Origin of the sequence: Streptomyces sp. NPDC048659 (assembly GCF_040650575.1) — a bacterium.
Taxonomy (GTDB): Bacteria; Actinomycetota; Actinomycetes; order Streptomycetales; family Streptomycetaceae; genus Streptomyces.
Map to the genome: position 1 here is coordinate 183,289 of NZ_JBEZHM010000010.1, position 8,365 is coordinate 191,653.

Genomic DNA, 8,365 nt, shown 5'->3' on the forward strand with positions numbered 1-8,365 from the left:
GCAGGCGGCGGGACGGGACGCGGCGGGACGGGAGGACGGGGCGGCGCGGAGACGGCGGCCCGCGGCCCCGCGCGCGGGCCGCGGCCCCGTACCGTCCGCCTGCGGCCCCGAACCGTCCGCGCGAAGATCGTCTCCCTGCTCATGGTCCCGGTCGTCTCCCTCCTCGCCCTGTGGGGCTTCGCCACCGTCACCACCGCCCAGGACATCGCCCGGCTCCGGCTGGTCCAGTCCGTCGACGACGACGTCCGCAGGCCCGTCACCGCCGCCGTCACCGCCCTCCAGGACGAACGCCGCACCGCCCTGCGCCAGGCGGCGGCCCCCGGCGCGGGCCGCGCCGCCGAGCTCAAGGACGGGATCGCGCGGACCGACGCCGCCGTCGCCCGGCTCCGCCTCGACCCCCGGCACACCGTCGGCGACACCGGCACCCTCCCCCCGGACGTCTCCGCCCGCGTCGCCGCCTTCGTCACCCGGGCCGAGGGACTCGGCCGCCTCCGCACCGCCGCCGCCGAAGGCCGCGCCGACCGCGACCAGCTCTACACCGTCTACACCTCCGTCATCACCGCGGGCTTCGCCGTCGGCGGCGCCCTCACCGGCATCCAGGACCCCCAGGCGGGCTCCGACGCGCGCGTGCTCCTCGAACTCGCCCGCGCGGGCGAGATGCTGGCCCGCGAAGACGCCCTCCTCGGCCAGGCCCACCTCACCGGGCAGCTCGACACCGCCCGCCTCCGCGCGTTCGGCGGCGCCGTCGAGGCCCGCCGGGCCCTCGCCGAGACCGCCGCCGCCGACCTGCCCCCGGCCCAGCGCGCCGCCTGGCAGCGGCTCACCGACCAGCCCAGCTACCGGCGGCTCACCGCCGCCGAGGACCGCGTCCGCGCCGCCGCCCCCGGCCGCCGCGCCGCCCAGGCCGCGCCCTCCGCCGACTGGGACGACGCCCACGCCTTCGTACGCGACGGGATCAGCGGCATCGAGACGGCCGCCCACCGCACCGCGGCCGACCGGTCCGACCCCTTCGGCGGCGGCGCCTTCAGCACGGGCGGAGCCGCCGTCCTCCTCGGCCTCACCGCCGTCGCCGCCTCCCTCGTCATCTCCGTCCGCATCGGCCGCGGCCTCGTCGTCGAACTCGTCAGCCTGCGCAACACCGCTCTGGAGATCGCCCGCCGCAAACTCCCCTCCGCCATGCGCCGGCTGCGCGCCGGAGAGGAGATCGACCTCCGGGCCGAGGCGCCGCCCGGACCCGCGCCCCAGGACGAGATCGGCCAGGTCGGAGAGGCGCTCGCCACCGTCCACCGGGCCGCGCTCTCCGCCGCCGTCGAACGCGCGGAGCTCGCCGGAGGCATCTCCGGGGTGTTCGTCAACCTCGCCCGCCGCAGCCAGGTCCTGGTGCACCGTCAGCTCAATCTGCTCGACACCATGGAGCGGCGCGCCGACGACCCGAACGAACTCGGCGACCTCTTCCGGCTCGACCACCTCACGACCCGGATGCGCCGCCACGCCGAAAGCCTCATCATCCTGTCCGGCGCCGCCCCCGGCCGCGCCTGGCGGGTGCCCGTGCCGCTCACCAACGTCGTACGGGCCGCGGTCTCCGAGATCGAGGACTACGCGCGCGTCGAGGTCCGCAGCCTCCCCGAGACCGCCATCACCGGCGGCGCCGTCGCCGACCTCACCCACCTGCTCGCCGAACTCATCGAGAACGCCGCCCAGTTCTCCCCGCCCCACACCAAGGTCCGGATCAGCGGCGAACCCGTCGGCAACGGCTACGCCCTGGAGATCGAGGACCGCGGCCTCGGCATGGGCAAGGACAGCCTCGCCGAGGCCAACACCAGGATCGCCCGCTCCGAGGCCCTCGACCTCTTCGACAGCGACCGGCTCGGCCTCTTCGTCGTCAGCCGCCTCTCCGCGCGGCACGAGATCAGGGTCCACCTGAAGACCTCGCCGTACGGCGGCACCACCGCCGTCGTCCTGCTCCCCACCGACCTCCTCCAGGCCGCCCTCCCGCCCGGCCGGAGCGCCCCCCAGGGCCACCCCGACCCCACCCCGGACCACGAACCCGCCCCCGCGCGGGGCACCACCGCCGCCCACACCGTCCAGGCACCCGTACGCGGCGAACGCCCCGCCCCCGGCTCCGGCAGCCCCCGGACCCCGGACGCCGCCGGTCCCGAGGCGCCCCGCGCGGCCCGGCTTCCCGCGCTTCCCGCACCCAGGGAGGCGCGGGACGGGCTGCGGAAGCCGCGTGCGGGCGAGGCCGGGGCGTGTGCGGGCGATGCCGGGGCATGTACGGGCGAGGCCGGGGTCGGCCAGGAACCGTCGCGTACAGGCGACGCCCGGGCCGGCCAGGAACCCCCGCGCACGGCGGGCGCCCCGTCCGGGCAGGAGCCGCCGCCCGCCGGAGTGACCGCCATCCGCCCGCGCCCCCGCCCACTGAACGCCCCGCCACCGCCGCGCGCCGCCACGGTCCTGCCGTCGCCGCCGGTCACCGAGCCGTCCCGCCCGTCGCAGCCGTCCGACGCCGCCCACGGAGGACCGCCCGAGCACGCCGGACCCGGTGCCCGGGACCAGGGTGTCCCGGGCCCGGGCGGCGGTGCCCTCGACCCGGGCGCGCCGGGCAGGGGCGGTGGTGCCCCGGACCCGGACATCGCGGAGCCGGATGCCGAACTGCCCCGGCGGATCCGCCAGGCCAGCCTCGTCCCGCAGCTGCGTGAGACCCCCGCCCCCGCCCCGTACACGTACCCCGGAACGGACCCCGCGCGGGATCCGGCCGAGCGCACTCCCGAGCAGGTCAGGGACCGGATGACCGCCTACCGCGACGGCTGGCGGCGCGGCGGCGGCCCCGCCCCGGGGACCCCCGCCCACGGCACCCCGTTCGACAGCAGACGCCCCCTGGGCCACGGCCGCCACGGCCGGCCCGCCACCAGCGCCCCCGGCAGTGAAGGAGACGACGCATGATCGACCACGGGAGGACGGGCCACCACCGCTCCGGCGAACTCGACTGGCTCCTCGACGACCTCGTCACCCGCGTCCGGGAGGTCCGCCACACCGTCGTGCTCTCCAACGACGGCCTCGCCGTGGGCGCCTCCAGCGGACTCAGCCGCGAGGACGCCGAGCACCTCGCGGCCATCGCCTCCGGCTTCCACAGCCTCGCCAAGGGCGCCGGGCGGCAGTTCCACACCGGCGGGGTGCGCCAGACCATGGTCGAGATGGACGACGGCTTCCTCTTCGTGGCCGCCGCCGGGGACGGCTCCTGCCTGGCCGTGCTCAGCTCCGTCCACGCCGACATCGGCCTCATCGCCTACGAGATGGCCCGCCTGGTGAAGCGGGTCGGCGAACACCTGCACACTCCGCCGCGGCTCGCCGCGACCCCGCCGGCCGCCGGCTGACCGGAGAACCCCATGAACGAGGACAGCACCGGACCGCTCCCGACCGGGCCGGGCAGTCAGTGGTACGACGCGGAGGCCGGACCCCTCGTCCGCCCGTACGCCCTGACCGGCGGGCGCACCCGGCCGGGACCGAGCAACGTGCGGTTCGACCTCATCGCGCTCGTCGTCGTCGACGACGGACCGCCGGGCGGGGCCGAGGAGTCCCTGCTCGGCCCCGAACACCGGTCCCTGCTCGCCCTGTGCCGGGCCGAGACCCAGTCGGTCGCCGAACTCGCGGCCGACGCCGACCTCCCCGTCGGCGTCGTGCGGGTGCTCCTCGGCGACCTCCTCGAAGCGGGATTCGTGCGGGTCAGCAGGCCCGTACCGCCCGCCCAGCTCCCTGATGAACGCATCCTGAGGGAAGTAATCGATGGCCTACGAGCGCTCTGAGAGCACCCCCGAGGGCGGCGTGGACGCCACCGCCCTCGCGCTGAAGATCCTGGTCGCCGGAGGGTTCGGCGTCGGCAAGACCACCCTCGTCGGCGCGGTGAGCGAGATCCGGCCGCTGCGGACGGAGGAACTGCTCAGCCGTGCCGGGGAGTCGGTGGACGACACCGGGGGCGTCGCCCAGAAGACGACCACGACCGTCGCCATGGACTTCGGCCGCATCACCATCCGCTCCGGGCTCGCCCTGTACCTCTTCGGCACGCCGGGCCAGGACCGCTTCTGGTTCCTGTGGGACGAGCTCGCGCAGGGCGCGCTCGGCGCGGTCGTGCTCGCCGACACCCGGCGCCTGGAGGACTGTTTCCCCGCCGTCGACTACTTCGAGCACCGGGGGATTCCCTTCGTCGTCGCCGTCAACTGCTTCCCGGGCGCCCGGACATACGGCGCGCACGACGTGTCGCGGGCCCTGGACCTCGACCGCGGCACTCCCGTGGTGCTGTGCGACGCCCGCGACCGCGACTCCGGCAAGGAGGTGCTGATCCGCCTGGTCGAGTACGCCGGACGGATGCACGCGGCGCGGCTCCTGGACTCGGTGGGCTGAGCGCCGGGGCGCGCTCGGGGCGCGCTCGGGGGGCGCACGGCGCGCAGGTGGCGACGGGTGCTTGCCCTGTCCACGACAGTGCGTAAGGCTGACCGGAGACACGCGTCAACAGGGGGAGGACCACACGATGGCGTTGGACCGAGGACTCGACTGGCTGCTCGACGACCTGACCGGCCGGGTCGATTCCATACAGCACGCGCTGGTGCTGTCGAACGACGGTCTGGTGACCGGTTCGAGCAGCGGACTGGCCAGGGAGGACGCGGAGCACCTCGCCGCGGTCTCCTCCGGTCTGCACAGCCTCGCCCGGGGGTCCGGGCGGCACTTCAACGCGGGCCGGCCACGCCAGACGATGGTCGAGTTCGACGAGGCACTGCTGTTCGTGACGGCCGCCGGCGAGGGAAGCTGCCTGTGTGTCCTGAGCGCGGCGGAGGCCGATGTCGGCCTGGTCGCCTACGAGATGACGCTGCTGGTCAACCGGGTCGGCGAACACCTCGGCGTGGCGGCGCGGCAGCCCGGCGGCGAAGTTATCCACAGGTCGAGCGGAGGATAGTCACGAAGGGTTACGGTCATCACCGAGAGTGTTCACGACTCACGGGGGAGGGCCGAGCCCATGACCACACAGGGACGCACGACCGGACCGGACCGCACGCGTACGGGGGAGGAAGACCCGCCGACGGTGGCGCCGGGACGGGCGGCGGAGGAGCTGGGACTGCGGCGCGACGAGTTCCAGCTCGCCGTCCAGCTCGGCATCGTCCGGACGGTGCCGCCCGGGGCCCGGGGCGGGCCCGGAGGACGGGAGGGACCCGGCGGGTCCGAAGGGGCTGACGTGCCTGACGGACCTGACGGACCTGGTGAGTTCGGCGCGCCCGGGGAGGCTGGGGCGGTCGGGACCGGAGGCGTTGCGCCCGACGGCGTCGTGCCTGGAGGAGTCCGATCCGGGCGCGGTGAGGAGCGCGGCCGCGTGCGGCGGAGCGAGATCGAACGCCTCAGGGCTTCCCCGGACTTCCCCGAGGGCCTGCGGGAGCGAGTCCGGGTCGTCGGCTCGGCGGAGGGCGCCCGGCTCATCGGGGTCACCCCGCACCGCTTCGCCCGGCTCGCGCGCACGGGCCACTTCAGCCCGCTGCGCTTCTACGTCAATCGCTACCGGGCCGTCGTCTGGCTCTACCCGGCCGCGGAGCTCTGCGAGTTCGCCCGCAGCCACCCGGGCCTGCTCACCGGCCGCCTCCCCGTCGACGTGCGCTCCGAGGCCGACGGCAGCGTGGACTGGCGCCCGCGCAACTGGCGGGCGCGGCGGCTCGGTTCGCTGCTGCGGGCGAGCGACGATCCCTGGGTGCGCACGGCGGCGATCGCCTCGCTGCTCGCTCCGCTCGACCTGGCCGAGGTGGTCGACGATCCGTGGGAGCGGGCCTATCTGGAGCGGCTGCAGCCCGCGCCGCCCGCCTGGCGGCCGGCCGGCCCGACCGCCCGGGAGGTCGCCGACCGGTTGATGCTCGCCGACGACCCCGACGAGATCCTGTGGCACCGGATGAGCCTGGCCCTCGCCCTGGACGAGGCCCGCGCCGACCGCCAGGCCCCGGGACCGGACCCGCGCGGGGAGCTTCCGGGGGAGCGTTCGGGCGGGACGCCGTCGTGGTGGGCGGCTGCCCCGGTGCCGGTCGGTGAGCCCTGGTCGGCCCCGGCACGCGAGGTGTCCGGGGCAGCCCCGGACGGGGCGGCCCGGAGGGTCCCGGTCCCGATTGGGCCCGCGCCCGGGAGGGCGGCGGGGCCCGTCCGGCCGCCCGGGAGGCGGGTCCGGCGCGGCCTGCTCGACCGGCTGCGGCGGCGCGGGGAGGCGGTGCGCGACGAGAGCTGATTTAGCCGGGCCGAGTTGGACGGAGCCGGGTCGAGCCGCGCCGAGCCGGATCGAGCCGGATCGAGTCGGGCCGAGCCGAGCTGGACCGGGCCAGACCGGGCCGAGCATGACCGAGCCGAGCCGTACCGAGCCTGACCGAGCCGGAGCGAGCCGAGCCGAGCCGAGCCGGACGGAGCCGGACGGAGCCGGTCCGGACGGAGCCGGGCCGAGCCGAGCTGGACCGGGCCAAGCCGGGCCGGGCCGGGCCAAGCCGGGCCAAGCCGGGCCGGGCTGAGTCGGGCCGAGCCCGACCGAGCCAAGCCGGACTGGGCCAGAGCGGGCCGGGGCTGAGCCGGAGGAGCCGGGGCGGATGGAGCCGGGCCGAGCCCCGCCCCGAGCCGGGCCCGGAAGGCCCGGGGTGCAGTGTGCTCGGGGCGCGGGCAGGATGGGCGCATGTTGCTGGCCCGGGTCGCGGAGGTGTCGGGGCAGGTCGCGGCCACCTCGGCGCGGTCGGGGAAGACCGCCCTGTTGGCCGGGCTGTTCGCGGAGGCGGACCCCGAGGAGAGCCCGCTGGTCATCGCGTATCTGTCCGGGCGGCTGCCCCAGGGACGGATCGGCGTGGGCTGGAGCGTGCTCCGCCACGTCGTCCCGCCGGCCGTGGAGCCCGCCGCCCGGCCGACGCTCACCCTCGCCGGCACCGACGAGGCCATGACCCGGCTCGCCGCCGTCTCCGGTGCGGGCGCGCGGGCGCGGCGCGAGGAGCTGGTGGGAGGGCTGATGGCCGCGGCGACCTTGGCCGAGCAGGAGTTCCTGCTCCGGCTGCTGTCCGGTGAGGTGCGCCAGGGCGCCCTCGACGCCGTCGCCCTGGAGGGCGTCGCGAGGGCGGCGGAGGTGGCGCCGGAGGAGCTGCGGCGGGCCGTGATGCTGGAGGGCTCGCTGCCGAGGGTCGCGCGGGCGGTGCTCGCCGAGGGGGCGGCGGCGCTGGCCGCGTTCACCCTGCGGGTCGGCAGCCCGGTGCAGCCGATGCTGGCGCACACCGCGGGCGGTGTCGCGGAGGCCGTGGCGGCGCTGGGGCCCTGTGTCGTGGAGGAGAAGCTGGACGGCATCCGGATCCAGGTGCACCGCCTGGGCGACCGGGTCCGGGTGTACACCCGTTCGCTCGACGACATCACCGACCGGCTCCCCGAGGTCGTCGCCGTGGCCCTGGCGGTGCCCGGCGACGGGCTCGTCCTGGACGGCGAGGTCATCGCGGTCGATCCGGGGACGGGGCGGCCGGTGCCGTTCCAGGACATCGCCTCGCGGGTCGGGTCCCGCGTCGACGTGGCGGGCGCGCGGGCCGCGCTGCCGCTGTCGCCGGTGTTCTTCGACGTGCTCGCGGCGGACGGCCGGGTCCTCGTGGACCTGCCGGGCGAGGAGCGGCACGAGGTCCTGGCGCGGCTGCTGCCGGAGTCCGCGCGGGTGCGGCGCAGGGTGGTCGCCGACCCGGCGGAGCCCGGCGCGGCCGAGGCGGCCGAGCGGTTCTTCCGGGAGACGCTCGCGCGGGGCCACGAGGGGGTCCTGGTGAAGGCGCTCGACGCGCCCTACGTGGCCGGGCGGCGCGGGCGGAGCTGGCTGAAGGTGAAGCCGGTGCACACCCTGGACCTGGTGGTGCTGGCCGCCGAGTGGGGGCACGGGCGGCGCACCGGGCTGCTCTCGAACCTGCACCTGGGCGCGCGGGCCGCCGACGGCTCGTTCGTGATGCTCGGCAAGACGTTCAAGGGGCTCACGGACGAGATGCTGCGGCGGCAGACCGAGCGGCTCGGTGAACTGGCCCTGTCGGACGACGGGTTCACGGTGCGGGTGCGGCCCGAGTTCGTCGTGGAGGTCGCCTACGACGGCCTCCAGCGCTCGACCCGCTACCCGGCCGGGGTGACCCTGCGCTTCGCCCGGGTGGTGCGGCACCGCCCGGACAAGAGCGCGGCCGAGGCCGACACGGTCGAGCGGATGCTCGCCGGGGACGGGGGCGGGGACGGGGACGGGGACGGGGACGGAGGCGGCTGAGGCTCGACGAGGTCGCGCGCCGCGCTGGTGTCGGAAACGCCACGCTCTACCGCAACTTCCCCGAGCGCGCCGACCTCGTCCGCGAGGTCGTCAAAT

General features: G+C 76.5%; 7 protein-coding genes and 2 pseudogenes. All 9 read left to right on the top strand.

Annotated features, from left to right (window positions below; all coding sequences use genetic code 11):
* The first annotated feature begins 141 nt into the window (after positions 1-141).
* Positions 142-2,943 (top strand): nitrate- and nitrite sensing domain-containing protein, encoded by a 2,802-nt coding sequence (locus tag AB0C99_RS11175; protein WP_362472716.1) that lies wholly within the window; start codon positions 142-144, stop codon positions 2,941-2,943.
* Positions 2,940-3,374 carry a roadblock/LC7 domain-containing protein gene (locus AB0C99_RS11180; protein ID WP_362472719.1) on the top strand — a complete coding sequence of 145 codons (435 nt, stop codon included), beginning with the start codon at positions 2,940-2,942 and terminating at the stop codon, positions 3,372-3,374. Before AB0C99_RS11175 ends, AB0C99_RS11180 begins: the two co-directional genes overlap by 4 nt.
* A gap of 12 nt (positions 3,375-3,386) precedes the next feature.
* Entirely contained in the window at positions 3,387-3,803 is a 417-nt protein-coding gene (locus AB0C99_RS11185; protein ID WP_362472722.1) for a DUF742 domain-containing protein, read from the top strand.
* Positions 3,784-4,398, top strand: coding sequence for an ATP/GTP-binding protein (locus AB0C99_RS11190; protein ID WP_362472725.1), 615 nt, complete (start codon positions 3,784-3,786; stop codon positions 4,396-4,398). The genes AB0C99_RS11185 and AB0C99_RS11190 overlap by 20 nt, the downstream gene beginning before the upstream one ends.
* Before the next feature lie 127 nt (positions 4,399-4,525).
* A complete protein-coding gene (locus AB0C99_RS11195) occupies positions 4,526-4,948 on the top strand; it encodes a roadblock/LC7 domain-containing protein (protein WP_362472728.1) in 423 nt (140 codons plus the stop codon).
* A gap of 60 nt (positions 4,949-5,008) precedes the next feature.
* Positions 5,009-5,170 (top strand): annotated as a pseudogene (locus tag AB0C99_RS11200) (DUF6397 family protein); the annotation flags it as partial.
* Between the two features lie 144 nt (positions 5,171-5,314).
* Positions 5,315-6,250, top strand: coding sequence for a DUF6397 family protein (locus AB0C99_RS11205; protein WP_362472753.1), 936 nt, complete (start codon positions 5,315-5,317; stop codon positions 6,248-6,250).
* A 432-nt stretch (positions 6,251-6,682) separates the two neighbouring features.
* The gene (locus AB0C99_RS11210) at positions 6,683-8,269 is read left to right on the top strand and encodes an ATP-dependent DNA ligase (protein WP_362472731.1); all 1,587 of its coding nucleotides are present in this window, start codon (positions 6,683-6,685) and stop codon (positions 8,267-8,269) included.
* Positions 8,266-8,365: pseudogene (locus AB0C99_RS11215) on the top strand (TetR family transcriptional regulator); the annotation flags it as partial. The gene AB0C99_RS11210 and the pseudogene AB0C99_RS11215, both read left to right, overlap by 4 nt.